Here is a 24508-nt window from a genome sequence, read left to right as displayed (position 1 = left end):
GGCCGGCCTGGCCGAGGCCCTCAGTTGCCCGGGCCGACCAGCGTGATCTCGATGCGGCGGTTCTGCGCGCGCCCGGCTGGCGTGTCGTTCGGCGCGATCGGGTTCGCATCGCCGCGGCCATCGGCCGAGATGATGGCGCGCGGCGCGCCGAGGCGGATCAGCTCGTCCGCCACCGTGTCCGCGCGGCGCGAGGACAGATCGAGGTTGGAGGAGATGCCTTCCCGCCGCAGTTCCGGCCCGACCGGGGTGTTGTCGGTGTAGCCCTCGATGATCACGCGCGTCTGGCGGAGGCCCTGCAAGGTGGGAACCATCTTGGCCAGCTCGCGCCGCGCGCTTTCCGTGATACGGTAGCCGCCCGACGGGAACAGGATGCGGTCGGTCATGGTGACCTTGAGCCGGCCCTGCAGCATCTGGATCGTGGCCTGGTCGGCGTTGTACTGCGACTGCAGCTGGGTGTAGGCCTGCTGCAGCTCGTCGTAGCGCTGCTCGGAGACGCAGGCGGCGAGACCCAGCACGGCCGGGGCGAGCGCCAGCTTAAGGAAGGTGCGACGCATGGGGGAACTCCTCCTCGGGAGACGTCGGAAGCGGGCGGGGCAGGGCGGGGCGCCTGGCCATCATCCCGGACGAGCGCCGGACTGTGCGCCAGGCGGATCGATTCGTGCAGCCGCCGACGCTATCCCTTTCCGGCAAATCCGCCGGAGGCCGGTTCAGTCGCCTTCCGTCAGGGCGCCGGCCGCCGCGTCGAGCCCATGCTTCGTCATGCGGTAGCGCATCGTGTCCCGGCTGATGCCGAGCAGCCGCGCCGCCTGCGAGACATTGCCGCCCGTCCGGTCCAGCGTCTGCACCAGGCTGTCGCGTTCCATCTGCCGCAGCGTCGGGCCGGGCGCCGCACCCGCGCCCGCGACGGTCGCGGGGGCCAGCGCGACATGCAGGGCGCCAAGCTCCCGGTCCTCCCCGGCCGAGAGCGCCGCCTGCTCCATCGCGTTGCGCAGCTCCCGCACATTACCCGGCCAGGGGTGGCGCGCGATCAGCGCCAGCGCCTCCGCATCCAGCCGCAATCCGGGGCGGCCGTAGCGCCTTCCGTGCAGCGCCAGGAAGTGCGCCGCCAGCAGCGCCGCGTCGCCGGCGCGGTCGCGCAGCGGCGGCACGGCGAGCTGCACGACCGACAGGCGGTAGTAGAGATCGGCGCGGAAGCGGCCCTCCTTCACCAGCGCCTCCAGCGGACGATGCGTGGCGGCGACGAAGCGCACATCCACCCGACGCTCCCGCACCGCGCCGAGCCGGCGCACCGTGCGATCCTCCAGCAGCTTCAGCAGCTTCGCCTGCACGGCGGGATCGAGCTCGCCGATCTCGTCGAGGAACAGCGTGCCGCCATGCGCGGCCTCCACCAGTCCGATGCGGCGCTCCCGCGCGTCGGTGAAGGCGCCGCGCTCATGGCCGAACAGTTCGCCTTCCACCAGCTGCGTCGGCAGCGTGGCGCAGTTCACCTCGATGAAGGGCGCCTCGGCGCGGCGGCCATCGTAGTGCAGGGCGCGCGCGACCAGCTCCTTGCCGCTGCCGGTCTCGCCGCGGATCAGCACGGGCGGCGGCGCGTCGCCCTCGGCCATCGCACGCTCGGCCTGCAGCAGGCCCGCGATGCGCGCCTTGAGATCGGCGATGGCGGGCGAGGCGCCGAGCATCGCCTCGAGCCCGCCCTGCCGCGCGTCGCGCCCGCGGTAGTAGGAGAGCGTCTCCTCCATCCGGCCCTGGCCGAGCGCCTTGTCCACGAGCAGCTTCAGCTCGCCGAGTGCGATCGGCTTCGCCAGGTAGTCCCAGGCGCCGGACTTCATCGCCTCCACCGCGGTCTGCACGCTGCCATGGCCCGTGAGCACGATGACCTTGGCCTGGCGGTCCACGCCGCGGATGCGCGCCAGCAGGTCGAGGCCGCTGCCATCGGGCAGGTTGAGGTCCAGCAGCACGACGTCGGGGCGGAACTCCTCGAAGTCGCGCCAGCCGGTGCGCAGCGTGGCCGCGATGCGCAGCTCGAAGCCGTCGCGCTCGAGGTAGCGCTGCACGTTGCGCGCCAGCGTCGCCTCGTCCTCGACCAGCAGGATGCCGTGGCCCATGCTCAGGCGCTCGCCACCGGCAGGCGGATCACCGCCCGCGTGCCACTGCCGGCGCGGCCTTCAAGCAGCAGCGCGCCGTCGTGGCGGGCGAGGATGCGCCGCGTCAGCACGAGGCCGAGCCCGGTGCCGCGCGCCTTGGTCGAGAAGAAGAGCCGGCCGTCGCGCAGCGCCTTGGGCAGCCCGCCGCCGGTATCGGCCACGACGATCTCCACCTGCCGCCCGCCGGCCGCGACGCCGGTGGAGAGATCGAGTGCCCCGCCTTCCGGCATCGCCTCGATCGCATTGGCCAGCAGGTTGTCGATCGCCTGGCCGAGCGCGCCGGGTTCCGCGCGCGCCAGCGGCACCGGGGCGGTCGCGACGCGCAGCGCGACGCCCTGGCGCGCTGCGGCGGAAAGGAAGGTGCGCGCGCTTTCCTCCAGGACCAGGTTCACATCCACCGCGGCGGGCGCCACGGCCTCGCCGCGGGCCTGCAGCAGCAGGTCCCGCACCCAACCCTCCATCCGGTCGGCCTCGCGCTGGATGTCGGCGAGGCATTGCCGCGCGCCATCCGCATCCTCCACCGCCGCCAGCTCGGCGGAAGAGCGGATGGAGGAGAGGGGGTTGCGCACGCCATGGGCGACGGCGGAGGCGACCGCACCGACCGCGCCCAGCGCCTCCGCCTCCAGCAGCGCCTGCTGCTGGCGGGCGATCAGGCATTGCGCACGTAGCGCGAGCCCGAACAGCGCGGCGTAGAGCAGCAGCATGCCAAGCCCCGCGGCGATCCAGATCCGGCGCACGCCGCCATCAATGGCATCGAACAGCGCATCGGGCAGCCGGTAGATCTCGACCACCCCGATGACGCGGCGATGCGCCTCGTCCCAGACCGGCAGATAGGCCTCGGTGAAGCGGTTCCCGCCGGCATCCTGTTCCAGCGCGACATGCTCGGTCTTGGGTACGGTGCCGGATTCCACGGCGATGCGACCGCCGAGTGCCGTGGCGAGTTCGGCGTTGTCGTCGAAGCGGCGGCCGATCATCTCGGCATTGCTCGACCACAGGACGGTGCCGTCGGCAGCGAAGACATTGGCGCGCACGACGCCCGGGAGCTGGGCGACATGGTTGAAGAAACTCTCCAGCGGCAGGCGCGCGGCGGCGGAGGCGGGGTCGGAGAACCAGGACCATGTGCGCTCCGCTTGCACGATGCTCTGCAGGAACTCGGCGCTGACCTCGGCGTCCCGGTCGAGCATCTGCTCGGTCAGGAAGCGGCTCAGCACCGTCGCGGTGCCGATGCCGAAGGCCAGGACGCAGGCGAGGCTCAGCACCGCGAACCAGCGCAGCAGGTTGAAGCCGCGCCGTCCCTCCGTGCGGGCGGCCTCCCTGCCGCTCGGCTGCACCAGCCCGTCCATCATCGCGCCAGCCTATCAAGCCCGAGGCTGACCCGGTAGGCGAGGCGAAGTCCCAGGCTGAAGGCGGGCCCTCCACCCGCGGCGCCATGCCAGGCGACCAGGCCGAGCGTCAGGTCCGGCGCCACCGCGCGCTCCACGAAGGCGCCGAGGTCGAGCATCGGCGCGTCCGTATAGGTCTGGCGGTCTTGCGCCTCCAGCATCATGCCGGCGCTCCAGTCCGCGTCGAGCTGGACCGAGAGCACGCCGGCCAGGCTCCAATAGTCGCTGCCGCGCAGCGCGGACGGGGCGAGCGGCGCGACGCGCCTGCCGCCCGAGACATCCAGCGTTGCCCGTTCGCCGAGCGGCACGGAGGCATCGAGCCGCAGCAGGTGCTCCGTGACGCCGCCGGCCAGCGCCGGCGTCGAGGCCGAAGGCAGGCGGGTGCGCAGCGCGAATTCCAGCAGGACACCGTCCTCGGATTCGAACAGCCGGTGGCCGAGCGTCAGCCTTGCATCGCCGAGCCCGTCAATGCGTGCATCGCGGCTGGAAGCCGCATCGAAGGGCATCGCGCTTGGCGTGCCAGGGGCGATCGCCGGCAGCCGCAGCGTGGCATAGGCGCCGTCGCCGGACAGGGTGGCCTGCAGCGGTACCAGTGCGGAACCGCTGCCCGTGCCCTCGCGGCCATCGGAGAATTCGCGGGCGGCTGCCAGCCGCAGTTCCACCGCGCCCGCCGGCGAGGCGAGCAGCAGCGCCAGCAGCGCCGCCAGCCCGCCTTGCCGACATGCCCGCATGGCTCAGCGCCCGGTCCGGCCGCCGTTCCGGCGCTGCCGGCCACCGCCGCTGGAGCCTTCGCGGACCAGCAGGATGAAGCCGTCGTCCGCGCTGTCGAGCGCGGCCCCGCGGCGGTCGTTGCGCCGATCGTTGCGGCGGTCCTGGCGACGGTCCTCGCGCCGCGGGCCCTCGGACGCCTCGCGGGCGAGCAGCAGCTGCAGGTCGGACGGCGCTTCGGTGCTGCGGCGATCATTGCGGCGGTCATTGCGCCGGTCCTGCCGGCGGTCCTCGCGGCGCGGGCCTTCGGACGCCTCGCGGGCGGGGGTGATCGCGACCGATTGCTCGCCGATGGCAGGCGTCTGGAAGCGGCTCGCGGCATCGGCCGGCAGGCCGGAGAGCGCCAGGGCGGAGGCACCGAGCAGGGCGGCAACGAGAAGGCGGCTGGACATGGCAGGGTCTCCCTCGACACCGGCGGGATGCCGGATGCCAGGGTCACTGCACCGCGCGTGCCAACCGCTCGCCGCATGCCAATCCATTGAAAATGAACACTTTAAATTGGGGGTTCGGCCCCCCGCTGGGGGATATGCCCCACCAGCCTTGCCCCACCGTCATTGGCGCGATGAATGCCGCCGATCCGCACCGCCCCGCTGTGCCGGCGGTGCCGCGCCCCCATCTTGCGCGGCGAACGAGAGGGCCGCAGCACGCGACCCAGAGGAGATCCAGGCGATGATCGACATCCGACCCTTCGGCAGCCTCGGCGGCGCCGACCATGGCTGGCTGAAGGCGAAGCACCACTTCTCCTTCGCCAACTACCATGACCCCGATCGCACCAACTGGGGCCGGCTGCGCGTGTGGAACGACGACGAGATCGCGCCCGGCACCGGCTTCGACCCGCATCCGCACCGCGACATGGAGATCATCACCTATGTCCGCGAGGGTGCGATCACCCACAAGGACAACATGGGCAACGAAGGCCGCACCGAAGCGGGCGACGTGCAGATCATGAGCGCCGGCACAGGCGTGGTGCATGCCGAGTACAACCTGGAGCCGGAGACGACCAAGATCTTCCAGATCTGGATCATCCCCGACCGCCGCGGCGCGAAGCCGAACTGGGGCGCCAAGCAGTTCCCCAAGGCGGCGCGCGAGGCCGGCTTCGAGGTGCTGGCCTCCGGCCGGCCGCAGGACCAGGGCAACGGCGCGCTGCCGCTGAACGTGGATGGCGCGGTGATGGCGACCACGCTGAAGGCGGGCCAGACGCTGGTGCAGACGCTCGGCGCCGACCGCGCGGCCTATCTCGTGCCGGCAAAGGGCGCCGTCACGGTGAACGGCGCGAAGCTCGGTGCGCGCGACGGTGCGGGCATCGTGGACGAGAAGGAGATCCGCATCACCGCGGAGGAGGATGCGGAACTGGTGCTGGTGGAGGTGGCGAAGGAGTAGCCAGCCCGAGCAGCGCCGAAAGCTCCGCGCGCAGGAAGGCCACCGGGTCGCGCCCCGCCCCGGTGGCCACCAGCGCACGGTGCCCGCCCGCGAACACCGCGTGCCGCGCGCCGGGCAGGCGGGTGGAGGCGACGGGAACGAGGCCGTCATTCGGCCCTGCGCCCTTCTCCTCCATCCAGCGCGCCAGCGGCAGGTAGGCGCGGTCGCGCCATGGGCAGGGATCGGACAGCGCCGTCGCCAGGCTCGCCACCGGCAGCCGCGCGGTCAGCGTGGCGATCCCGGCCTCATGCGCCGCCATCCAGGGCTTCCGCACCGCGCAGGTGAGATCCGCCAGCCCTTGCCCGTCGCCGAGCCGCGCGAGCCGCAGCGCGTGATCCGCCAGGTCGCGCAACGGCCCGTAGCCGAGTGCGGCATCCGCCACGGGCGAGCCGTGGAACGGCGATTGCAGCGCCAGGAAGCCGCGGCAGCGCGCGGCGATGCCGGGCATCAGCAGCGCCGACAGCGCCTCCAGCCCGCCCTTGGAATGGCCGATCAGGATGATCGGCGCGTCGTCGCCCTCGATGATCGTCGCGATGCGCGCCGCGTTCTCGGCGATGCGCGCGGCCGTGGGGATCGGCGCGCGCGCCACGCTCAGGCCGAGGCCGCGCAGCCAGTCGAGCTGGGTGGACATGTAGTCCATGTGCAGCCCGGCGATGACCTCGCCGAGCAGCCCGTTGCACAGCAGCAGGCGGTGGCCGTCGAGCCGCGCGGCGAGCGCCGCGTCGGCCGGATCAGTCGAGGCCGACAAGCAGCTTGCCGAAGTTGCGACCCTGCAGCAGGCCGATGAAGGCGTCGGGGGCCGCATCCAGGCCTTGCACGATATCCTCGCGATAGTGCAGGCGGCCTGCCGCGATGTGGCCGAGCATCTCCGCGCGGAACTGCGCGTAGCGCTTCCATCCGGTGTCGCCGACGATGAAGCCCTGGATGCGCAGCCGCTTGCGCACGACCGGGCCGAGATTGGGGCCGGGCGGCGCGCCGGCAGCGGCGGCGCCGGATGCGGTGTTGTACTGCGCGATCATGCCGCACATCACCATGCGGCCGAAGTCGCGGAAGCGCGGGAAGACCGCCGCCTGCACCGCGCCGCCGACATTCTCCCAGTAGATGTCCACGCCCTCCGGGCAGGCGGTGTCGAGCTGCGCGTCGAGGTCGGCCTTGTGGTCCACCGCGACGTCGAAGCCGAGTTCGTCCTTCAGATACGCGCATTTGCGCGCGCCGCCGGCGATGCCGACCACGCGGCAGCCGGCGATACGTCCCAACTGCCCGACCACCTGCCCGACCGCGCCGGACGCGGCCGAGACCACGAGCGTCTCGCCCTGCTTTGGCTCGCCGATGTCCTTGAGGCCCACCCAGGCGGTGAGGCCCGGCATGCCGAGCACGCCGAGCGCGGTGGAGGGCGCGGCTTCCTGGGGGTCGATCGCGATCAGCGCTTTTGCGGGGCGCACGGAATGCGTCTGCCAGCCGAAGCCGCCGAGCACCCAGTCGCCCTCCTTGAAGCGCGGATCGCGGCTGGCGGCGACCTGGCCGACCGCCTGGCATTCCATCACGCCGCCGATCGCCACCGGCTTGGCGTAGGATTTCGCGTCGTCCATGCGGCCGCGCTGATAGGGGTCGAGCGAGAGGAAGCGATGCCGCACCAGCACCTCGCCTTCCGCGAGGTCGGGCAGCGGCGCCTCGTCGAGGCGGAAATCCTCGGGCACGGGCGCGCCTTGCGGGCGGCGGGCGAGCAGGATGCGGCGATTGGTCTGGGTCATGGGATCAGCCGTAAACGCGAGTGAGGACTTCATCCATCGCGGCGATGATGCGGGACGCGCTCTCATCATCCGCGAGCGATGCGACGGGGGCGCCGAGCTGTGTGCGTGGCACCGGCTGGCATTGAAGAGGGTCGAGCAGCACGGCGTGACCTTCGATCTCGAACTGCGGCATGTGCGTGGCAAGGCCAAGTGTTCTGCCGGCGCTCACGAGCAGCAAGGGCGCCACGAGGCGTCGCGGGTGACTGTCGAACCAAGCGGATTGCAGGACGACGACATACGGAACTTCGCGCGTCGCGCGGCCCGGATTCCGATGCACGTCGAACTGCGCCATCAGAGCGTCGAGAACTCGTCACCCCAGCCGCCATAGCGTTCGATGAACGCCTTGCTGAACCTGGCGTGGGCCTCGGCTCGGTCACGCCGCTCCTGAAGCGACGGAGTGGTCTCCGCGACGCGCGCCGCGACGGCGTCGGCGGCCACGCGAGAGATGTTGACGCCGAGCGCCTCTGCGCGAGCGGCAAGCTCTTCGTCCAGTTCGATCTCGAGGCGGCGCTTCGGCCCGAACGGCGCGTTCATCCGCGATCCTCCACGCCGCCGAAGATAGGCCCGCGCCCCGGCCGCACCAAGCAGTGCCGCTTGTCGCTCAGTCGAGCCGCAGGTTCATCGCGGGAATCACCCGGCCCCAACGCTCGCGTTCGCGCGCCACCATCGCCTCCGCTGCCGCCTGCCCGCCGCCCGCGGCCTGCGCGCCGATCGAGGCCATCCAGCGCACCGTCTCCGGTGCGCGGATCACCCTGTCGAGCTCCGCGGCCAGGCGCGCGGCGACCGGCGGCGGCAGCCGCGCCGGGCCGATCACCACCTGCCAGGAGGAGACGGTCACGTCGGGCAGGCCGAGCTCCGCCATGCTCGGCACCTCCGGCAGCACCTCCACGCGGCGTTCCGTGGTGACGGCGAGCGCCCGGACCTTGCCGTCCTTCGCCAGCGCCATAGAGCCCTGCACGTTGTCCACGAACAGGTTGATGCGGCCGGCCAGGATGTCCGTCAGCGCCGCCGGCGTGCCGCGATAGGGCACGTGCTGCAGCTTCAGCCCGAGCGCGCGCGACAGCAGCTCGCCCGTCAGGTGGTTGGAGGTGCCGGGCCCGACCGAGGCGAAGGGCTCCTCCGGCCGCGCCTTCAGCCAGGGCAGGAAGGCGGGCCAGCCATCCGGCACGTTCAGCGAGCCGACCAGCAGGTTCGGCTGGTCCCAGACATGCGCGAGCATGGTGAAGTCGGTGGCGGGGTCGTAGGGCAGCTGCCCCGGCCGCAGGAAGGCGTTCACGGTCAGCGGCCCGAGCGGCGAAAGACCGATCACCGTCCCGTCCGGCTGCGCCTTGGCAACCGCGTCCACCGCGATCTGCGCGCCGGCGCCGGGCCGGTTCTCCACCACCACGGGCTGGCCGAGCGCCGGCGCCAGGTTCTCCGCCAGGCGCCGCCCGAGGATATCCGCGCCGCCGCCCGGCGGGAATCCCACCAGCAGCCGCACCGGCCGCGTGGGCGCCCAGGGGCCCTGCGCCACCGCCGGGCGCATCAGCGGAATTGCGGAAAGACCGGCCAGCGCGGCGCGGCGGGTGAGGCGGGTCATGAGCTGGCTCCTGGCGTTGCGGCTGGCAGCCTGCGGGAGGTCGCGGCGAAAGGGAACCGCCGCGATGCCTTTCTCAGCCTTCCTCGGCCTGGCGCTTCGCCCGCTCCGCCTCGCGCAGGTAGTCCTCGCTGGTCTTCGCAATGGGGCGAGGCGGTCCGGCATAGGGGTCGAGGCCACCGTCGGTCGCCTCGAAGACGCGGCAATCCTCGCAGAGCCGCAGCACGCGCAGCCGCGCGGGGTCGGCAAACATCCAATGGCCCTGGGCCTGCAGCTTCTGCGTCACGCGCTCGATCTGGCTGCGCACCCCGAAGGGCTTGGCGCATCGCTCGCAGCAGAAGGGGTCTTCCTCCTTCACCACGCGCGGCTGCGCCGCCTCGGGCGCCAGGTTCAGCCGCGGCACCAGCGAGATCACCTTCTCCGGGCAGGTCGCGGCGCAGAGGCCGCATTGCACGCAGGCATCCTCCAGGAAGCTGAGCTGCGGCCGCTCCGGATTGGCGCTGAAGGCGCCGGTCGGGCAGACGCTGGTGCAGGCGACGCAGAGCGTGCAGCCCGCCACCTCCACCCGCGCCTCGCCGAAGGGGGCCAGCGCGGGCATGGCGATCACGCCTTCGCGCTTCTGCGCGCCCTCGGCCAGGGCGCGCGCCGCCTGGCGCAGCATCTCCCGCGGCGCGCCGAGGGCCAGATGCGTCGAAGGCGGGAAGGGCAGGCCACGGCGCGGGACGGCGCGCAGCGCCTCGCCCAGGGTGAAGGGATCGTCGGTCTCGATCGCCGCGGCCCGCGCCGCGCCGTGATCGGCAATGCCGAGCCCCGCCAGGACATGCGTCGCGTAGTCGAGGTTGCGGAACACGCCCTCCGTGCCATGCGCGCGCTTCGCCTTCATCAGCAGGCGAAGCTGCGCGGCGCCCCAAGCGAAGGCAGAGAGCAGGAAGCCGAGGTCGAGCTGCGACACCTCGTTCACCCGCAGCGGCAGCACGCGCGCGGGCAGGCCGTCGCCGTGCCGTGCCAGCGCCTCGATCATCGCCTCGCCGGCCTCGTCATGCACCAGGACCAGCGGCGCCTCGCCTCCGGCTTCGCGGAAGGTGAGCAGCAGCGTGCGCAGCCGCTGCAGCATCGCCTGGGCCGGCGGCAGCGCGTAGTTGGCGGCGCCTGTGGGACAGACCGCCGCGCAGGCGCCGCAGCCGGCGCAGATCTCGGCGGAGATCACCACCGAATCCTTGCCCGGCGTGATCGCGCCGGTGGGACACAGGTCGAGGCAGCGTGTGCAGCCGGTGCGGCGATTGCGGCTGTGCGCGCAGAGCGAAGCGTCGAAGTTCACGAAGCGCGGCTTGTCGAAGGCGCCGACCAGCTCCCGCGCCGCGGCGACCGCGCGTGCCACCGCGGTTCCATCGGCCGGGTCGGCGCGCAGATAGCCCTGGCGCAGCTCATGCGTCGGGAACAGCGGCACGCCGCCCGTCAGGTCCAAGATCACGTCGCACCGGCTGGCCGCGCCGTCGCGGTGCGGCCCCCATGCATAGGCGGCGCGGGAGGAGGGACGCGGCATCGCATAGCCATCCACCGTCACCTCGAAAGCGCCGAGCCAGCCGGTAGCGGCACGCGCCACGCCCCGCGCCACGGGAAACTCCGCGGCGCGCAGCGGCTCCACCGCCTCGGCGCCGGTCAGCAGCACGGTGATGTCGAGCACATCCGCCAGGGTCCGCGCGGCCTCGAGCGCCACGGCGTCGCGGCCCAGCACCAGGGTCACGCCCTCGCTCGCCAGCGGCACCAGCGGCACGGCGGGCATCTCCACCGCGGCGGCGGCGATCAGCGCGGCCATCTTCGGCCCGGCCGCCTTCGCCTCGTCGGACCAGCCGGCGGTCTCCCGGATGTTCACGAAGTCCAGCGCCTCGGCGAAGCCGGCCGCCTCCGCCTCCTGCCGGAACAGTGGCGCCTGCGCGGTGCAGGCGACGGTGATCGGCCTGCCCTCGGCGAGAGCCGCCTGGAACCGGTCGAGTTGCGCCAGGCAGAGCTGCTCGGCATCGCGCAGGTTGCCCTCGCCGCCGCAGCCGCGCCCGATTGCGCGGCGGTCGAGCGGCATCGTGTCCTCGCAGCTGCAGACGAAAACGGTCATGCGGGCTTGGCGCGTCCCTGTTCCCGACCCCTAGGCTGGGTCATTCCCGGCGCATATATCGCCGCTGTCGCGCCGTTGCGAGGGAGGGAAGGGAGCATTCCGGCCGTATCCGCAAGCACCGACCTGTCGGAGCTGCCCTCCGTCTTCACGCCCGTGGTGCCGCTGCGCGAGGCCGGGGATGCGCTCGCGCGCGCCGTGGCGCTGGCGCCGGAGCATGGCGCCGGCACGCTCGCCTGGGTCCGCTCCGCCGCCCGGATGGAGGCGGCTGTGGTGCTGGAGCCGGAATTGCCGCTGGCCGCCGCCCGCCCCGCGCTGTTCGTCGCCGTCTCCGCCCTGGCCGATGCGCTCGGCGCCTTCGGGCCGCCCGAGATCCCCATGCAGATCGCCTGGCCGGCGCGGTTGCTGGTGAATACTGGCGAGGTCGGCGGCGCGCGCCTCGCCTGGCCGGAAGGCTGCGCCGAGGATGCGGTGCCGGACTGGATTGTGGTGGGGGTGGAGGCGCGGCTCGCCTTCCCGCATGGCTGGGAGCCCGGCCATGGCGTCCACCAGACCGCGCTGGCCGAGGAGGGCTGGGATACGGAGCACGCCTCGGCGCGGGAACTCACCGCCGCCTGGGCGCGGCACCTGATGGCCAACCTGGCGGAATGGCAGCGCGGCGGCCCGACCGGGGGCTTTACGCGTCTTGCCGAGCGCTACCTCGCGCGGCTGCAAATGGACCAGGCGGCCGGGCGGCATGGCCTCGACCCCGCCACCGGCGACCTGGTCACGGAGCGCGAGGGCGTGCGGCGCCGTACGGTGCTGCGGGAGGCGCTGGCATGAAGCTGCCTCGCACCCTGCGCCTCGATTCCTCTGACACGCTGATCTACGAGCCCGCGGCCGAGCCCGGCGAATGGGCGGTGCCCGGCGGCTTTGCCTTCTGGGACGAGGACCCTGCGGCCATGTCCGGCCGCCGCCGCCAGGCCTTCCGCGGCGGGTTCCTGGGTCTGGCGAGCTTCGGCTGGTCCACCCTTGTGGAGGTGGCCGAGGCCGGCGCCGCCGAGCGCGAGGCCGCCGTTTCGGCGCTGGCCGCGCATCTGCGCGCGGCACATGGCGCGCCCGACGACGCGGCCGCCCGCGCCGCGGCGGAGGAGGAGATCGCCTTCGCCGAAAGCCTCTGCGACCACGAGCCAGGCACGATCCTGGCCCTGACCCGCAGCATCGAGGAGGGCGCGCAGCGCGAGCGCTTCCGCACCCTGCACCGCCGCGACACGCCGCACGCCGCCTTCGATCGCCTGCCCGTGTTCGGCATGGCCGTGGTGGAAGGCGAGGAGGAGCCGTCCGAGCAGCCCGACCTCCGCGCGCTTGGCCAGGCCTTGCCAGCGGGCAAGGGGCCCGCCCGCCCATGACGCACCCGCACCACCATCACCATCCCGCGCTCGCTCCCGGCGATTTCTGGGTCGCCTGCGGCCATCATCTCTGCGACCTGGGCGAGGACGGGCGCATCCACGCCACGCCCGATCTCTGGCGCGCCTTCTGCGCCCGGCCCGAGTTGGTGCCGCCGGACGAGGCCTGCGCGGCGGAACGCGCGCTGCACGCGGCCCTGCTCGCCGACCCGCTGCGCGCCGTGCCGGCGGCGGAGATCGCCGCCCTGGCCGACCCCGACGCCCGCGAGAACTGGCAGGTTTTTCTTTCGTTTCGCGATCGCGTGGCGGCGGCGCCCAACCTCGAAGCGGCGTGGCTGCGGCTCTACGAACAGGGCGTGGCCGGCATCCCGCCGCTCTTCCTGCAGATGCTGACGCATCTCGTCGTCCGGTCGGCGATGGAGGGCGAAGGCGATCCCTTCGTGCTGCGCGCCGCCGAATGCCTGTTCCGCCCGCAGCGCGCCGGCATCCACCAGGGCTCCACCCTGCTCGCCGACGAGGAGGTGCTGGAGATGAAAGCCGCCGCGGGCGATCTCGGCCCGCTCGGCAACCTGCTGGTCGAGGCGGGCGCGGCGCCGCGCGAGATCGAGATCGACGTCCTGACCGAGGCCAACGCGCCCGGCTACTTCGCCCGCTCCGACGCGCACGACCTGGCGCTCGACATCGTGCAGGACAGCGCGGGCCAGAAGGCGCTCGGCCGCGCGCTGGAGGTCTTCATCCGCCACATGCTGGGCGAGGCCGTGACGATCCGGCCGGTCCCGGTGATCGAGGATGCGAACTGGACCTGGCATGTCGGCCTCGACACCGAGGCGACCGCCATCGCAAACGATCTCTGGAACGGGCGGGAAGTGGCGCAGGCCAGGCTGGCGCGCATCCTGTGGCTCGGCGTGCTGGACTTCGCCGATGCCTCCCGCGTTCTGCCGCAGGTGGCGGGGCGGCCGGTGTATCTGGCGCTGGCGATGGATGGGGCGCAGAAGCTGCGGATGAAGCCGCAGAACCTGATGGCCGGCCTGCCGCTGCTGCCGCGCGAGGCCGGCGCATGACGCCCGACAGCCTGCGCATCCCGGTTGCGGTCCTTGCCGAGCGCCGGCCTGGCGTGACGCAATGGGTGGCGGAAGTCTGGCGCGCCGTGCAGGTGCTGGAGGAAGCGCCGCCCGTGCCGCCCTGGACGCTGCTGCGCGAGGAGGATGGCCGCGCCCTGTTCTTCGCCGGCGTGTCGGAGGTTGCCCTGCATCCGACCGACACCGAGAACTACAAGCACAATCTGGAAGCCGCCGAGCCCCTGGTCTGGGTCACGCTGCGCCCGGCCGAATCGGCGCCTGGGGTGATGCTGCAGACGGTCACGGTCGATCCGGGCGAGGCGCATCTCTATGCCGATGCCGGCGACGACCTGCTGGAGGCGCTGCCCATGCCGCCCGGCCTGCGCGCCGCCGCCGAATCCTTTGTCGCGGCGCATCACAAGGAACGCCAGTTCCACAAGCGCAAGCGCGACCGCGCCGACCCCCAGGCGCTCGCCCGCCGCGGCCCCGGCGAAGGCGGCGGGGCGTGAGCGGCGCGGAGCGCGGAACCGAGGCGGACGGGGAAGGCTTCTGGGCCCGCTGGTCGCGCCGCAAGCGCGATGGGTCCGAGGCCGGGAGCACGGAGGCGAAGGAGGCCCAGGCCGAGCCGGGGCTGGCGCCGGCCGCCGAACCGCCGCCCGTGCCGGAGCGCGCTTCCTGCCCGATCCCGAACCTGCCCGCCATCGACCCGGCCAGCCTGCCGCCGATCGAGAGCCTGACGCCGGAGAGCGACTTCTCCCCGTTCCTCCGCCCCGGCGTCCCGGCCGCGCTGCGCGGTGCGGCGCTGCGGCGGATGTGGAGCCTCGATCCCTCGATCCGCGACTTCATCGAGACGGCGGACTACCAATGGGACTTCAACACCCCGGGCGGCCTGCCGCCGGGCTTCGCCGACGAACTGGTGGGCGAGGCGCGCAAGCTGCTGGCCCAGGCGATCGGCAAGGCCGAGCCGGACGAGGCGGGGCCTGGGGCGGACCCGGCGGACCCGGCGTCCCCTGCGCCGGAGGCCGAGCCTGCCCCCGCGATCGCCGAGGCGCCGGCCGCGTTCGATGCTGCCGTGGGCGCCATGCCGGGCCCGGGCGTGCCGCCGGACGCCGCCCTGGCCGGGTCCGCGCCGCCGCCGCGGCGGCGCCACGGCTCGGCCCTGCCAGCATGAACCGGATAATTCCACTTATTGCCGGGCACAAAGCCTTGCGAAATTGCACCGGGTGCTGTTGCCTGCATCCCAAGGGGAGGCGCTTCGTTGACGCGTGAGACGGAACCGCGGCGTCCCCACGAGGCGGGCGGAATGCAGGGAACGGATTCGACCACCCACGACCAGCTGGACGCGGAGCGCGGCAGGCTCTTCGCGCTGCTCGGCCGCCTCATGGGCAGCGCGCCGGATGCCGCGTTGCTGGCCCGGCTGCGCCTGCTGCGTGGCGTACCCGGCGAGCTGGGCGAGGCCTATGCGGCGCTCGCCACCGCCGCCGCGACCACGCCGGACGCGGTCGAGCGCGAGTATTTCGACCTGTTCATCGGGGTCGGCCGCGGCGAGATCCTGCCCTACGCCTCCTACTACCTGACCGGCTTCCTGCATGAGCGGCCGCTGGCCGACCTGCGCGGCGACCTCAGGCGGCTCGGCATCGAACGCGCCGAGGGCGTGTCGGACCCCGAGGACCACATCGCCTTCCTCTGCGAGACCCATGCCGGGCTGATCGTCGGCGCCTTCGCCGCCGGCCCGGAGGACGCGCAGCCCTTCTTCGCCCGCCACATCCGCCCCTGGGCCGGCCGGCTCTTCGCCGACCTGGAGAAGGCGGACGGGGCGCATTTCTATCGCGCGGTCGGCCGGCTCGGTCGGATCGCGGTCGAGCTGGAGGCGGCGGCGGCCGACCTGCCGGCATGAGGCATCAACCCGAACAAAGGGGAGCTGGGACCATGGCTGCGAATGGGGAGGAGAAGTCGGTGCGGCGCGGCTTCCTGAAGGCGCTCGGCCTGGGCACGGCCGCGGCGGCCGCGGCGCCGGCGCTGGCCCAGCGCGCGGACAGCGTTCCCGCGGCCGAGGCGCGCAAGGAGGACGAATCGCATCGCCTCGCCGCGCGCTACCGGCCCAACGCGGCCGACGTGCAGGCCTTCTATCGCACCAACCGCTACGAATACTGAGCGCCGGGAGACATCGCCGATGCTGATCAAGCGCTCCGAAGGCAAGGCCGCCAGGCAGCGGCTGGCCGCTGCCTATCAGGGACTCTCCTCCGGCGGCCTCGACCGCCGCGCCTTCCTCCGCCAGGCCGGCTTCGCCGGTGCGGGCCTCGCCGCCATCGGCAGTCTTGCGCCGACCCGCGCGAAGGCCGCCGGCGCCGCGATGGGCGTGATCGACCATGCGAAGCCGGTGCAGACGATCAAGAACATCTGCACCCATTGCTCGGTCGGCTGCACCGTGACCGCCGAAGTGCAGAACGGCGTCTGGGTCGGCCAGGAGCCGAGCTGGGCGAGCCCGATCAACCGCGGCACGCATTGCTGCAAGGGTGCGGCGGTGCGCGAGCTGGTGCATGGCGACCGGCGCCTGAAGTATCCGATGAAGCTGGTCGGCGGGCAGTGGCAGCGGATCGGCTGGGACGTCGCGATGACCGAGATCGCGGACAAGATGATGGCGATCCGCGCCGCATCGGGGCCGGAGAGCGTCTACTGGCTCGGCAGCGCCAAGTTCACCAACGAGGCGGCCTACCTGTTCCGCAAGTTCGGCGCCTTCTGGGGCACCAACTCGGTGGACCACCAGGCGCGCATCTGCCACTCCACCACCGTCGCGGGCGTGGCGAACACCTGGGGCTACGGCGCCCAGACCAATTCCTACAACGACATCCGCAACGCCAAGACCATGATCATCATGGGCGGCAACCCGGCGGAAGCGCATCCGGTCAGCCTGCAGCACGTGCTGAGCGGCAAGGAAATCAACCGCGCGAACATGATCGTCATCGATCCGCGCTTCACCCGCACCGCGGCCCACGCCACCGAATATGTCCGCCTGCGTCCCGGCACCGACATCCCGGTGATCTGGGGCATGCTGTGGCACATCTTCGAGAATGGCTGGGAGGACAAGGCGTTCATCCAGCAGCGCGTCTACGGCATGGACGATGTCCGGCGCGAGGTCGCGAAGTGGAACCCGGCCGAGGTGGAGCGCGTCACCGGCGTGCCGGGCGAGCAGCTCAAGAAGGTCGCGCAGATGTTCGCGACCCAGAAGCCCTCCACGCTGATCTGGTGCATGGGCGCGACGCAGCACACCGTCGGCACCGCCAATGTGCGCGCCTTCTGCATCCTGCTGCTGGCCACCGGCAATGTGGGCGGCAACGGCAACGGTGCGAACATCTTCCGCGGCCACACCAATGTGCAGGGCGCGACCGACCTCGGCCTCGATGTCGGCACGCTGCCGCTCTACTACGGGCTGGCCGACAGCGCCTGGAAGCACTGGTCGCGCGTCTGGAACGTCTCCTACGAGAGCATGCTGGCGCGCTTCGTGAACAAGCAGTTCATGGAAGGCCCGGGCATCCCCTCCACGCGCTGGTTCGACGCGGTGCTGCTGCCGAAGGACCAGGTGCAGCAGCCCGACAACGTGAAGGGCATGATCGTCTTCGGGCATGGCGGCAACACCGTCACCCGCATGCCGGAAGCCGCGAAGGGCATGGAGAAGCTGGAGCTGCTGGTCGTGGCCGACCCGCATCCCACCACCTTCTCCGCGCTGTCGGAACGCAAGGACGGCACCTACCTCCTGCCGATCTGCACCAGCTTCGAGATGGACGGCAGCCGCACGGCGTCCAACCGCTCGCTGCAATGGGGCTACAAGGTCGTCGACCCGATCTTCGAATCGAAGAACGACCTCGAGGCGATGTACCTTCTCTCCAAGGCGCTCGACGCCGCGGCAGAGAAGCGGAACATGGAGATCCGCTTCACCGCGGACATGTTCAAGACCTTCGAGATGCAGGGCAACCAGCCGACGCCCGAGAGCGTGCTGCGCGAGATCAACCTCGGCGGCTGGAGCACCGGCTATTGCGGCCAGTCGCCGGAGCGGCTGAAGGCGCACATGGCGCACCAGGACAAGTTCGATCTGGTGACGCTGCGCGCCGCCGCGGACGCCCCGGAGGAGATCCGCGGCGACTTCTACGGCCTGCCCTGGCCCTGCTGGGGCAAGCCGGAGATGCGCCATCCCGGCACGCATGTGCTCTACAACACCAATCTCGAAGTGAAGGATGGCGGCGGCACCTTCCGCGCCCGCTTCGGCGTGGAGCGCAACGGCGAGACGCTGCTGGCGCAGGGGTCCTGGTCGAAGGGCTCGGCGATCGAGGACGGCTATCCGGAATTCACCACCGCGGTGCTCAAGCGGCTCGGCTGGTACGACGATCTGACCGCGGAGGAGAAGGGCTGGATCGAAGCGAACGGCGGCACCTTCTCCTGGGCGACCGATCTCTCGGGCGGCATCCAGCGCGTGGCGATCGCGCATGGCTGCATCCCCTTCGGCAACGGCAAGGCCCGGGCGAATGCCTGGAACCTGCCCGACCCGATCCCGGTGCATCGCGAGCCGATCTACACGCCGCGACTCGACCTGCTGGCGCAGTATCCGACGCTGGCCGACCGCCGCGCCTTCCGCATGCCGCAGCTTGGCGTGACGGTGCAGAACCGCTCCCGTCAGGTGGCGCCGAACTTCCCGATCATCCTCACCTCCGGACGCCTGGTGGAATACGAGGGTGGCGGCGAGGAGACGCGGTCGAACAAGTGGCTCGCCGAGCTGCAGCAATACATGTTCGTCGAGATCAACCCGTCCGATGCGGCCGAGCGGAACATCCGCGAAGGCCAGTGGGTCTGGGTCAGCGGCCCGGAGAACGACGCCAAGGCGCGCGTGCGCGCCCTGGTGACGGAGCGCGTGGCGAAGGGCGTGGCCTTCATGCCCTTCCACTTCGCCGGCTTCTTCCAGGGCGTCGACCAGCGCGGCAACTATCCGCAGGGCACGGACCCGATCGTGCTCGGCGAATCCGTCAACACCGTCACGACCTATGGCTACGATCCGGTGACCTTCATGCAGGAAACGAAGGTCACCCTCTGCCAGATCCGCGCGGCGTAAGGGGAGGCGCAGACCATGGCCCGCATGAAGTTCCTCTGCGACAGCGACCGTTGCATCGAGTGCAACGCCTGCGTCACCGCCTGCAAGAACGAGAACGAGGTGCCCTGGGGCATCAACCGCCGCCGCGTCGTCACGCTGAACGACGGCAAGCCCGGCGAGCGCTCGATCTCGATGGCCTGCATGCACTGCACCGACGCGCCCTGCGCGGCGGTCTGCCCGACGGCGTGCTTCTACACCACGGCGGATGCCGTCGTGCTGCACGACAAGGACACCTGCATCGGCTGCGGCTACTGCTTCTACGCCTGTCCCTTCGGGGCGCCGCAATATCCGCGCGTCGGCAATTTCGGCAGCCGCGGGAAGATGGACAAGTGCACCTACTGCGCGGGTGGTCCGCAGCAGGACAACACCGCCGTCGAATACATCCAGTACGGCGCCAATCGCCTGGCCGAGGGCAAGCTGCCGCTCTGCGCGGAGATGTGCTCCACCAAGGCGCTGCTCGCCGGCGATGGCGAGATGATCGCCACGATCTATCGCGAGCGCGTGCAGAAGCGCGGCTACGGCTCCGGCGCCTGGGGCTGGCGCACCGCCTACAAGGAGACCATCACGGTCTGATGGGCAGGAGGAGAACCACCATGTTCGCACGCATCCTGCCCGCGCTGGCGCTCGGCCTTGGCCTCATGGCCGCGCCGGCGCCGGCGGCTTTCGCGCAGATCGGCGGGCCGGTCACCGGCACGCCCACCAACCCCGCGCCGCCCGGCTTCACGGCGGAGGATCTCGAGCTGCAGAAGGCGCTGCAGGGCGGGCGGATCGGCGGGCGCATCTCGATCCCCGACGAGCAGGCCGCCAGCCTGGTGCAGCCGATGGGTCGCGACTGGCGCGAGTTCCACAACGTGACGCTGGCCTGGATCGGCGGCGTCGCGGTGCTCGGCATGCTTGCCGTCATCGTGCTGTTCTACGCCACCAAGGGCCGCATCCGCATCGACAGCGGCAAGTCCGGGCGCACCATCCAGCGCTTCAACGGCATCGAGCGCGCGGCGCACTGGATGACTGCAAGCTCCTTCGTCGTGCTGGCGCTGACCGGGCTGAACCTCACCTTCGGGCGGCACCTGGTGCTGCCGCTGATCGGGTCGGAGGCCTTCGCCACGATCACGCTGTGGGGCAAGTTCGCGCACAACTACCTGTCCTTCGCCTTCGCGCTCGGCATCGTCGTGCTGTTCCTCGCCTGGGTGAAGGACAACATCCCGAACCGCACCGATGTCTCCTGGATGAAGGCGGGCGGTGGGCTGCTCGCGGCGGGGCATCCGGCGGCTGGGCGGTTCAATGCCGGGCAGAAGATGGTGTTCTGGATCACCGTGATCGGCGGCACCGCCGTCGCGGTCTCCGGCTACCTGCTGATGTTCCCCTTCTTCTTCACCGACATCGCAGGCCAGCAGCTTGCGCATGTGGTGCACGGCGTGATCGCGGTGCTGATGATCGCGGCGATGCTGGGCCACATCTACATCGGCTCGCTCGGCATGGAGGGCGCCTTCGACGCGATGGGCTCCGGCCAGGTGGATGTGAACTGGGCGAAGGAGCATCACTCCCTCTGGGTCGAGGAGGAGATGGCCAAGGCGCGCGCGACCGTGCATGGTCCCGCCGGCGCGAAGGCCGCCGGCGCCGACTGACCGGCGGCGCCGCAACGGACCGGGCCGGTCGCGGCGACGCGCCCGGCCCTTTTTCATGCAGGGGAGCAAGCGCGCGGTGCGCCTGATCGGACTGGCCGGCTGGAGCGGCGCCGGCAAGACCACGCTGATGACGCGGCTGATTCCGGAACTCGCCGCACGCGGCGTCTCCGTCTCCACGCTCAAGCACGCGCACCACGCCTTTGACATCGACCAGCCCGGCAAGGACAGCTACGCCCATCGCAGCGCCGGCGCGCGGCAGGTGCTTGTGGCAAGCGCCAATCGCTGGGCGCTGATGACGGAGCTGCGCGGCGCGGCGGAGCCGACGCTGGCCGAACTGCTGCGCCGGCTCGATACCGTGGACCTGGTGATCGTCGAGGGCTTCAAGCGCGACCGGCACCCGAAGCTGGAGGTGCATCGCGCCGCCAACCGCAAGCCCTGGATCCATCCGGAGGACCCCTTCGTCGCCGCCATCGCCGCCGATGCGGCGCCGCCCGGTGTCCCGCTGCCCGGCGCGGCGCTGCCCTGGGCGCATCTGGACGACATCGCCGCGATCGCGACGCTGGTGCTGGAGAAGGCGTCTCCGTTGGAAGCCGTGCTCGCCGCGCGCTAGATACGTCGATGGCCCAGCTCAGCGACGACTGCTTCGCCTTCGGCGGCAAGCTGCTCGCGGTGGAACAGGCGGAGGCGCTGATCGCCGAGCGCGTGCCGCCGCTGCCCGGCACCGAGACGGTTCCGCTCGCCGCCGCGCTGGCGCGCGTGCTGGCGGAGGATCTCGCCGCGCCGGTTGCGCTGCCGCCCTTCTTCAATTCGGCGGTGGATGGCTACGCATTCCGCCATGCCGACCTCGCCGCGCAGGGCGAGACGCGGCTGGCCGTGGCCGGTCGGTTGCAGGCGGGTGCGAGCGCGGCGCCGCTCGCGCCCGGCACGGCGATCCGCATCTTCACCGGCGCGCCGATGCCGCCTGGGGCCGATACCGTGATGATGCAGGAAGATGCGCGGGAGGATGCCGGCGCGGTGCTGCTGCCGCCCGGCCTGAAGCGCGGCGCGAATTGCCGGCCGGAAGGCGAGGACGTGCCACGCGGCGCGGTCGCGCTCGCCGGCGGGCGCCGCCTCGGCCCGGCCGAGATCGGGCTTGCCGCAGCGCTGGGCTGCACGCGCCTTGCCGTGCGGCCGCGCGTGCGGGTTGGCGTGTTCTCCACCGGCGACGAACTGGCCGAGCCCGGCGCTGCGCTCGGCGCTGCGCAGACCTACGATTCGAATCGCTTCACGCTGATGGCCCTGCTGGCCGGCCTGCCAGCGGATATCGCCGATCTCGGCATCCTGCCCGATGATCGCGAAGCGACCGCGCGCGCGCTCGCTGAGGCGGCCGCATCGCATGACCTGCTGCTGACCTCCGGTGGCGTCTCCACCGGCGAGGCCGACCATGTGAAGGCGGCGATCGAGGCCGGCGGCCGCCTCGTGTTCTGGCGGCTGGCGATCAAGCCGGGGCGCCCTGCGGCGATGGGGGTGGTGGACGGCACGCCGGTGGTTGGCCTGCCGGGAAATCCGGTGGCCGCCGTCGTCACCTTCCTGCACCTGGCGCGCCCGCTGCTGCTGCGCCTGGCCGGCGCCGCGGCGGAGCCGCTGCCGCGCTTCACCGCGCTGTCCGACTTCGCCTATCGCAAGAAGGCGGGGCGGCGGGAATATGTGCGCGTGTCGCTCGATTTCGGCGCGGACCTGCCGGTCGCCCGCAAGTATCCGCGCGAGGGGGCGGGGCTGCTGACCTCCCTCACGCAGTCCGACGCCTTCGCCGAACTGCCGGAGGAGGTCACTCAGGTCGCGCCGGGCGACCGCGTCCACGTGCTGCCCTTCCGCGCGGTGTTCTGAGCCGCGGGGCACCCGAGGCAATTGGCTACAGGCGAAGTTGCAGCATAGGCTGGGACGAAACGACCCGGACACGCCATGTCGCTCGTCTCCGCTCTGTTCAGCAGCCTCAGCCGCGATGCGGACCGGCGCATGCAGCGGCCGACCGGACTGGTCTACTGGCTCGACACGCCCTCGCCCCTCGTTCTTTAATCGCGTCGCCATGCGCAAGGGGGCAATGGATGGTCAGTGCGTTGCGAAGCTCGGTCGTAGGGCGACGAGCGCCTCGGCGGTCTCGCGGCCCCGTTCCTCCAGCCAGGTTGATGGCGAGAGACCCATGTGGCCGGTGGCCACGGCGTACAGCCAGTCAGCGATTTCCTTGGCCGATGCTTTCTCATCCATCAGCATGACGTAAACCCGGCCGACGTATGCATCGTACTCGTCCTGCGCCTCCGGGACCTCGCGCACACCTATCGGGTCCCAGCTGTCCATGAACACTTGGCGGACCTTCGCCCGGTTCTCCCGTGACTGGTACTTGTTCCGGCCGTTCGACATCGCACCGCAATCCTGCACGAGTTTGTCTGTTCGGTCGAAGGGGCCGTTTCTCCGTCCCGGCCATCCTCTCCAGGCGGGTCGCGCGCAGCGGCGGTCAGGGCTGGCCGCAGGCCACCGCCAGAGGCGGCGCGGAGGGCGCAGCCCGTAGCGGCCTTGACCGGCGCGAGCACGGCCCGACGCTTGTCCAGCCGGGGCACCAAGTCAGGTCAGCCCACCCACCACCAGGGCATGGTTCTTTCCGCGGTCCGCCAAGCAGCCGCACCATGGCATCGGGGGGAGGCCGGCGCCCGTATGTCCCGAACGCGGTCGTGCCGGGGCACGCCGCAACGAGGAACTCGGGGTCGCCAAGCCTCGTCCCGGTGGGGACAGGCGACCGCCCGGCGCCGCTACGCCGGACGGATCCCGTGCTGGCCGCTTCCGGCCGTCATGCGGCCGCGGGCGCCACCGGCGCCTCCCAGCGGAACTCGCCGCCGCTGCGCCAGATGCTGTGCATCACCACCGCGAGCTTGCGCGCCACAGCCACCTTCGCGCGCCGCATGCCGATGCGCGCGGCGAGGCCGAGGCCCCACGCCTTGATCGGGTTCGGCCGCGGGTGGCGGGTCAGCAGCACGTTGGCGGCCTCGTAGAGGTAGGACCGCAGCAGGCCGTCCCCGCATTTCGAGATGCGGCTCGAGAAGTCGGTCTCGCCTGACTGCTGGCGCCGCGGCGTGAGGCCGAGGTAGGCGCCGACCGAGGTGGACTTCCGGAAGCGTTCGGGGTCGTCGACCACTGCCGTGTAGGCGAGCGCCACCACCACGCCGACGCCGGGGATGGTCATCAAGCGCCGGGCGACGGCGTCGGCCTTGGCGCGTGCGTTGATCCGGCTGTCGAGCACGCCCGCCTGCTCGCGCAGCGTCCGCCAGGCGACCAGCAGCGGCTCGACGATGGCCAGCAGCGCGTCGTTCCCCTCGGCCGCGGCGCGCACGCGCCCCTCGAACAGGCCTTTCGGGCCGCGGGGGATGGTCAAGCCGAAGGACTTCAACAGGCCGCGGATGGTGTTGGCCATCGCCTGACGCTGCGTGACGAGCCCAGCGCGGGCGACGAGGAGCATCCGCAGTTCCTGAGCGGCCATGCCCTTCACGGCCACCTCCCGATACCAGCCGGTGCGGACCACCTGGGCGAGGCCGAGGGCATCGTTGGCGTCGGTCTTGTTGATCCGCATGGCCAGCGCCGCTTTGGCGTGCCGGGCGTCGAGGCAGACGACCGGCACGTGCAGGCGCCGGAGGGCGAGGGTGAGCCAGTTGGAGAGCTGGCCCGTCTCGAGCCCGGTCCGGACCAGGCCCGGGGCGCGCTCGGCCAGGGTGGCGGCGATCGCCTTCGGCTCGGACGGGCACTTGCCGCGCCAGACCACGGCGCCGGCATCATCCACGACGCAGACGGCGGTGTTGTCGAGCGAAACGTCGAGGCCGGCGTAGTGCCGGGCGGGTTGCTGCTGGTCCATGGCGCGTCCTCCTGCGGGGTCGATCCCCTTGCGGACGCTACCGCCGGCCGTCAGCCGGCATCCCGCCCGCGATTACGCCATGTCCCGAGCTTCTGGCTGGCGCTGCAGCATGTCGCGGTGCAGTCGGTGTATTTCGTGCTGGCGGCGGCGCCGGCCGCGGCACTCTCGCCCGACCCGGCCGAGGCGACGCGCTTCCTGTGCCTCTCCATCCTGGCCGTCGCGCTGTGGCAGGGGCTT

The 24508-nt window shown here is 71.8% G+C and carries 26 protein-coding genes; 13 read left to right on the top strand and 13 right to left on the bottom strand.

What is annotated here, in order from left to right:
• Positions 1–20: 20 nt before the first annotated feature.
• The 5 genes from E4T13_RS10705 to E4T13_RS29855 form a co-directional block, all read right to left on the bottom strand.
• Complete coding sequence (locus E4T13_RS10705; protein WP_137178250.1) at positions 21–554, bottom strand: OmpA family protein; 534 nt, start codon at positions 552–554, stop codon at positions 21–23.
• Positions 555–707: 153 nt separating this feature from the next.
• Positions 708–2105, bottom strand: coding sequence for a sigma-54 dependent transcriptional regulator (locus E4T13_RS10700; RefSeq protein ID WP_137178249.1), 1398 nt, complete (start codon positions 2103–2105; stop codon positions 708–710).
• A gap of 2 nt (positions 2106–2107) precedes the next feature.
• Positions 2108–3490, bottom strand: coding sequence for an ATP-binding protein (locus E4T13_RS10695; RefSeq protein ID WP_137178248.1), 1383 nt, complete (start codon positions 3488–3490; stop codon positions 2108–2110).
• Complete coding sequence (locus tag E4T13_RS10690; RefSeq protein ID WP_137178247.1) at positions 3487–4257, bottom strand: hypothetical protein; 771 nt, start codon at positions 4255–4257, stop codon at positions 3487–3489. The genes E4T13_RS10695 and E4T13_RS10690 overlap by 4 nt, the downstream gene beginning before the upstream one ends.
• A 3-nt stretch (positions 4258–4260) precedes the next feature.
• Positions 4261–4686, bottom strand: coding sequence for a hypothetical protein (locus E4T13_RS29855; RefSeq protein WP_170984926.1), 426 nt, complete (start codon positions 4684–4686; stop codon positions 4261–4263).
• Between the two features lie 277 nt (positions 4687–4963).
• On the opposite strand from E4T13_RS29855, the gene E4T13_RS10685 reads away from it, so the two are divergent.
• Entirely contained in the window at positions 4964–5674 is a 711-nt protein-coding gene (locus tag E4T13_RS10685; RefSeq protein WP_137178246.1) for a pirin family protein, read from the top strand.
• Here the strand turns inward: E4T13_RS10685 and E4T13_RS10680 are convergent.
• The 6 genes from E4T13_RS10680 to E4T13_RS10655 form a co-directional block, all read right to left on the bottom strand.
• The gene (locus E4T13_RS10680) at positions 5622–6461 is read right to left on the bottom strand and encodes a hypothetical protein (RefSeq protein ID WP_137178245.1); all 840 of its coding nucleotides are present in this window, start codon (positions 6459–6461) and stop codon (positions 5622–5624) included. The two genes, E4T13_RS10685 and E4T13_RS10680, sit on opposite strands and share 53 nt — an antisense overlap.
• Complete coding sequence (locus E4T13_RS10675; protein WP_137178244.1) at positions 6445–7464, bottom strand: NADP-dependent oxidoreductase; 1020 nt, start codon at positions 7462–7464, stop codon at positions 6445–6447. Before E4T13_RS10675 ends, E4T13_RS10680 begins: the two co-directional genes overlap by 17 nt.
• Positions 7465–7468: 4 nt before the next feature.
• A complete protein-coding gene (locus E4T13_RS10670; RefSeq protein ID WP_137178243.1) occupies positions 7469–7795 on the bottom strand; it encodes a CcdB family protein in 327 nt (108 codons plus the stop codon).
• Entirely contained in the window at positions 7795–8037 is a 243-nt protein-coding gene (locus E4T13_RS10665) for a type II toxin-antitoxin system CcdA family antitoxin (protein WP_137178242.1), read from the bottom strand. Before E4T13_RS10665 ends, E4T13_RS10670 begins: the two co-directional genes overlap by 1 nt.
• A 67-nt stretch (positions 8038–8104) precedes the next feature.
• Positions 8105–9082 carry a tripartite tricarboxylate transporter substrate binding protein gene (locus E4T13_RS10660; RefSeq protein WP_170984925.1) on the bottom strand — a complete coding sequence of 326 codons (978 nt, stop codon included), beginning with the start codon at positions 9080–9082 and terminating at the stop codon, positions 8105–8107.
• A 73-nt stretch (positions 9083–9155) separates the two neighbouring features.
• Entirely contained in the window at positions 9156–11189 is a 2034-nt protein-coding gene (locus tag E4T13_RS10655; protein ID WP_206030134.1) for a 4Fe-4S dicluster domain-containing protein, read from the bottom strand.
• A gap of 75 nt (positions 11190–11264) precedes the next feature.
• On the opposite strand from E4T13_RS10655, the gene E4T13_RS10650 reads away from it, so the two are divergent.
• The 12 genes from E4T13_RS10650 to glp all read left to right on the top strand — a co-directional run bounded on the left by E4T13_RS10650 (position 11265) and on the right by glp (position 22260).
• Complete coding sequence (locus E4T13_RS10650; protein WP_240791074.1) at positions 11265–12008, top strand: biotin/lipoate--protein ligase family protein; 744 nt, start codon at positions 11265–11267, stop codon at positions 12006–12008.
• On the top strand, positions 12005–12574 hold the full coding sequence (locus tag E4T13_RS10645; RefSeq protein WP_137178240.1) for a DUF6505 family protein: 570 nt from the start codon (positions 12005–12007) through the stop codon (positions 12572–12574). Before E4T13_RS10650 ends, E4T13_RS10645 begins: the two co-directional genes overlap by 4 nt.
• Positions 12571–13632 (top strand): DUF6352 family protein, encoded by a 1062-nt coding sequence (locus tag E4T13_RS10640; RefSeq protein WP_137178239.1) that lies wholly within the window; start codon positions 12571–12573, stop codon positions 13630–13632. The genes E4T13_RS10645 and E4T13_RS10640 overlap by 4 nt, the downstream gene beginning before the upstream one ends.
• A complete protein-coding gene (locus tag E4T13_RS29850; RefSeq protein ID WP_170984924.1) occupies positions 13629–14138 on the top strand; it encodes a DUF3305 domain-containing protein in 510 nt (169 codons plus the stop codon). Before E4T13_RS10640 ends, E4T13_RS29850 begins: the two co-directional genes overlap by 4 nt.
• The gene (locus tag E4T13_RS29845) at positions 14135–14800 is read left to right on the top strand and encodes a DUF3306 domain-containing protein (RefSeq protein WP_170984923.1); all 666 of its coding nucleotides are present in this window, start codon (positions 14135–14137) and stop codon (positions 14798–14800) included. Before E4T13_RS29850 ends, E4T13_RS29845 begins: the two co-directional genes overlap by 4 nt.
• 132 nt (positions 14801–14932) lie before the next feature.
• Positions 14933–15526 carry a molecular chaperone gene (locus E4T13_RS10630; RefSeq protein WP_137178237.1) on the top strand — a complete coding sequence of 198 codons (594 nt, stop codon included), beginning with the start codon at positions 14933–14935 and terminating at the stop codon, positions 15524–15526.
• Positions 15527–15558: 32 nt separating this feature from the next.
• Positions 15559–15783: a twin-arginine translocation signal domain-containing protein gene (locus E4T13_RS10625; protein ID WP_170984922.1), complete on the top strand. Its 225-nt coding sequence runs from the start codon at positions 15559–15561 to the stop codon at positions 15781–15783.
• 19 nt (positions 15784–15802) lie between these two features.
• Entirely contained in the window at positions 15803–18730 is a 2928-nt protein-coding gene (locus E4T13_RS10620) for a formate dehydrogenase subunit alpha (protein WP_137178235.1), read from the top strand.
• Between the two features lie 15 nt (positions 18731–18745).
• The gene (fdh3B, locus tag E4T13_RS10615; protein WP_137178234.1) at positions 18746–19342 is read left to right on the top strand and encodes a formate dehydrogenase FDH3 subunit beta; all 597 of its coding nucleotides are present in this window, start codon (positions 18746–18748) and stop codon (positions 19340–19342) included.
• A gap of 20 nt (positions 19343–19362) precedes the next feature.
• A complete protein-coding gene (locus E4T13_RS10610; protein WP_137178233.1) occupies positions 19363–20394 on the top strand; it encodes a formate dehydrogenase subunit gamma in 1032 nt (343 codons plus the stop codon).
• A gap of 76 nt (positions 20395–20470) precedes the next feature.
• Entirely contained in the window at positions 20471–21004 is a 534-nt protein-coding gene (gene mobB, locus E4T13_RS10605; protein WP_137178232.1) for a molybdopterin-guanine dinucleotide biosynthesis protein B, read from the top strand.
• 8 nt (positions 21005–21012) lie between these two features.
• The gene (glp, locus tag E4T13_RS10600) at positions 21013–22260 is read left to right on the top strand and encodes a gephyrin-like molybdotransferase Glp (protein WP_137178231.1); all 1248 of its coding nucleotides are present in this window, start codon (positions 21013–21015) and stop codon (positions 22258–22260) included.
• A 222-nt stretch (positions 22261–22482) separates the two neighbouring features.
• Here glp and E4T13_RS10595 read toward each other — a convergent pair whose 3' ends face one another.
• Together E4T13_RS10595 and E4T13_RS10590 are read right to left on the bottom strand one after the other, a co-directional pair.
• On the bottom strand, positions 22483–22791 hold the full coding sequence (locus E4T13_RS10595; protein WP_137178230.1) for a hypothetical protein: 309 nt from the start codon (positions 22789–22791) through the stop codon (positions 22483–22485).
• A 424-nt stretch (positions 22792–23215) separates the two neighbouring features.
• Complete coding sequence (locus E4T13_RS10590; protein ID WP_137178229.1) at positions 23216–24271, bottom strand: IS110 family transposase; 1056 nt, start codon at positions 24269–24271, stop codon at positions 23216–23218.
• Positions 24272–24508 lie beyond the last annotated feature (237 nt).

The organism is Roseomonas sp. AR75, from assembly GCF_005222815.1.
GTDB lineage: Bacteria > Pseudomonadota > Alphaproteobacteria > Acetobacterales > Acetobacteraceae > Falsiroseomonas.
This window is presented reverse-complemented; position numbering and strand designations above follow the sequence as displayed.

Excerpts from the sequence above, each read along its gene's own strand:
- E4T13_RS10705 (WP_137178250.1), bottom strand. The coding sequence starts at position 554 with ATGCGTCGCACCTTCCTTAAGCTGGCGCTCGCCCCGGCCGTGCTGGGT.
- E4T13_RS10700 (WP_137178249.1), bottom strand. The coding sequence starts at position 2,105 with ATGGGCCACGGCATCCTGCTGGTCGAGGACGAGGCGACGCTGGCGCGC.
- E4T13_RS10695 (WP_137178248.1), bottom strand. The coding sequence starts at position 3,490 with ATGATGGACGGGCTGGTGCAGCCGAGCGGCAGGGAGGCCGCCCGCACG.
- E4T13_RS10690 (WP_137178247.1), bottom strand. The coding sequence starts at position 4,257 with ATGCGGGCATGTCGGCAAGGCGGGCTGGCGGCGCTGCTGGCGCTGCTG.
- E4T13_RS29855 (WP_170984926.1), bottom strand. The coding sequence starts at position 4,686 with ATGTCCAGCCGCCTTCTCGTTGCCGCCCTGCTCGGTGCCTCCGCCCTG.
- E4T13_RS10685 (WP_137178246.1), top strand. The coding sequence starts at position 4,964 with ATGATCGACATCCGACCCTTCGGCAGCCTCGGCGGCGCCGACCATGGC.
- E4T13_RS10675 (WP_137178244.1), bottom strand. The coding sequence starts at position 7,464 with ATGACCCAGACCAATCGCCGCATCCTGCTCGCCCGCCGCCCGCAAGGC.
- E4T13_RS10670 (WP_137178243.1), bottom strand. The coding sequence starts at position 7,795 with ATGGCGCAGTTCGACGTGCATCGGAATCCGGGCCGCGCGACGCGCGAA.
- E4T13_RS10665 (WP_137178242.1), bottom strand. The coding sequence starts at position 8,037 with ATGAACGCGCCGTTCGGGCCGAAGCGCCGCCTCGAGATCGAACTGGAC.
- E4T13_RS10660 (WP_170984925.1), bottom strand. The coding sequence starts at position 9,082 with ATGACCCGCCTCACCCGCCGCGCCGCGCTGGCCGGTCTTTCCGCAATT.
- E4T13_RS10655 (WP_206030134.1), bottom strand. The coding sequence starts at position 11,189 with ATGACCGTTTTCGTCTGCAGCTGCGAGGACACGATGCCGCTCGACCGC.
- E4T13_RS10645 (WP_137178240.1), top strand. The coding sequence starts at position 12,005 with ATGAAGCTGCCTCGCACCCTGCGCCTCGATTCCTCTGACACGCTGATC.
- E4T13_RS10640 (WP_137178239.1), top strand. The coding sequence starts at position 12,571 with ATGACGCACCCGCACCACCATCACCATCCCGCGCTCGCTCCCGGCGAT.
- E4T13_RS29850 (WP_170984924.1), top strand. The coding sequence starts at position 13,629 with ATGACGCCCGACAGCCTGCGCATCCCGGTTGCGGTCCTTGCCGAGCGC.
- E4T13_RS10630 (WP_137178237.1), top strand. The coding sequence starts at position 14,933 with ATGCAGGGAACGGATTCGACCACCCACGACCAGCTGGACGCGGAGCGC.
- E4T13_RS10625 (WP_170984922.1), top strand. The coding sequence starts at position 15,559 with ATGGCTGCGAATGGGGAGGAGAAGTCGGTGCGGCGCGGCTTCCTGAAG.
- E4T13_RS10620 (WP_137178235.1), top strand. The coding sequence starts at position 15,803 with ATGCTGATCAAGCGCTCCGAAGGCAAGGCCGCCAGGCAGCGGCTGGCC.
- fdh3B (WP_137178234.1), top strand. The coding sequence starts at position 18,746 with ATGGCCCGCATGAAGTTCCTCTGCGACAGCGACCGTTGCATCGAGTGC.
- E4T13_RS10610 (WP_137178233.1), top strand. The coding sequence starts at position 19,363 with ATGTTCGCACGCATCCTGCCCGCGCTGGCGCTCGGCCTTGGCCTCATG.
- glp (WP_137178231.1), top strand. The coding sequence starts at position 21,013 with ATGGCCCAGCTCAGCGACGACTGCTTCGCCTTCGGCGGCAAGCTGCTC.
- E4T13_RS10595 (WP_137178230.1), bottom strand. The coding sequence starts at position 22,791 with ATGTCGAACGGCCGGAACAAGTACCAGTCACGGGAGAACCGGGCGAAG.
- E4T13_RS10590 (WP_137178229.1), bottom strand. The coding sequence starts at position 24,271 with ATGGACCAGCAGCAACCCGCCCGGCACTACGCCGGCCTCGACGTTTCG.